This is a genomic window from Porphyromonas sp. CAG:1061 (assembly GCF_000435035.1).
GTDB lineage: Bacteria > Bacteroidota > Bacteroidia > Bacteroidales > Porphyromonadaceae > Porphyromonas_A > Porphyromonas_A somerae.
Map to the genome: position 1 here is coordinate 4,800 of NZ_HF988883.1, position 1,479 is coordinate 6,278.

Genomic DNA, 1,479 nt, shown 5'->3' on the forward strand with positions numbered 1-1,479 from the left:
CTTTCCCTAAACCTAAACAGAAAGAGGAGAAGGATAAGGACAAAAAGGAGGAGGTGAAGGGGCTACCGAACCTAGACTTCAACATCGACAATAGGGCGATGAGGGTGTGGAATAAGATACCCCTCCCCTACCAGAGCAAGTTTGACTCCCTCGACCTCACAATAGCGGTGACCTCAGAAGCGGTGGTAAAAATCATCAATGAAACCACTCAGAAGGTCACAGTATACGCATCAAATAGGCGTGCCCAGCGAATAGATGCCACAGGAGGTAAGCTCAAACTTACCGTGGAGATCGAAAAGAAGCCAACACTCACCTACGACCTAAGGATACTCACTTATGGTTATGACCCCGACAAGTTCACTTGGACTAAGGAGTCGGCTTCACTGCCTATCGCAGCAGAAGACGCCAAGGTGCTGAAGTACCAAGGACATAATTACTGGGTAGCTAGGCTCAAAGGTGGCTCTAGCAAACTGTATGAGTATGAGCTTACGAATAGTAAATTTACCGAAGTGGAAGGAGCTGATATCCCAGTGGCCCTACTTCCCTCTAGCATAGCAATTGAAGGGGAAAAGCAGGTATGGGCTATCTCTAAGGATCAGAAGCTATATAGCAGCAAAGACCTTAAGACTTGGCAGGCGCACGCCCTCGGGAGTGTAAAGGTCTCTCAGATGATAGGCGAAGCGACTACCATCGATGGGAAGAGCAACCTGCTCGTCATAGGGCACAAGGAGGGCTCAAATCTCTATCAAACCTACACTATCACCTCAAGTGGAGCAGAGCCACAAGGGGATCTGCCTAAAGGTTTCCCTGTGAAGGAGGCATACGTCTATTCATACTCACAAGATGGAATCACGGCGATTACACTCTACAGTGGATGGAGTGCTGATAACAAGCCATCGACTAAGAGTTACTTCCTCTCTGGTAGCTTACAATGGGGTGAGACACCATATCAAAAGGAGAAGAAGGTGCTCCCAAATAGTGGTGGTCTCTTCTTGCCAACCGGTAAGGAGGCGGAGCTATTTGTCATCGGAGGGCTCTATGGGGAAGCCAACCAACCCTCTGGTGAGATCAAAAGAAGTAGTGATAAAGGCATCACGTGGATAGCTCTCCCCAATCAAACAACCGTAGGTGGCGACCTCCTTCCACGTCACTCAGCATCGGGTATCGCGCAGGGAAGTGATAGATCGCTTAATATCTACCTACTTGGAGGGATTATTAATGGAGCACCGAGCAGAGAGATTTGGCACGGTCACCTAGATACTACTGGCGGAATCATCAATAGCTTTAATTAACAAAGTATGATGGAGAGTGCCCTAGCTAAGATAGATAAGGATCGCATCCCACGCCACATTGCAATCATTATGGATGGCAATGGGAGATGGGCTAAGCAACAAGGTAATAAGAGAACCTATGGACACGAGCGTGGGGTAGAAACAGTCAGAACAATCCTAAAGGCTGCCAACGAGCTTGGGGTGAAGA

General features: G+C 48.3%; 2 protein-coding genes. Both read left to right on the forward strand.

Annotation, left to right across the window (positions count from 1 at the left end; translation table 11 throughout):
- Positions 1-1,292: DUF6242 domain-containing protein (locus QVO39_RS02395; protein ID WP_288171609.1), on the forward strand; the 1,292-nt coding region annotated here is incomplete at its 5' end.
- Positions 1,293-1,298: 6 nt separating this feature from the next.
- Positions 1,299-1,479, forward strand: a 181-nt coding sequence (locus QVO39_RS02400; RefSeq protein ID WP_288171611.1) for an undecaprenyl diphosphate synthase family protein, incomplete at its 3' end; no start/stop codon positions are given.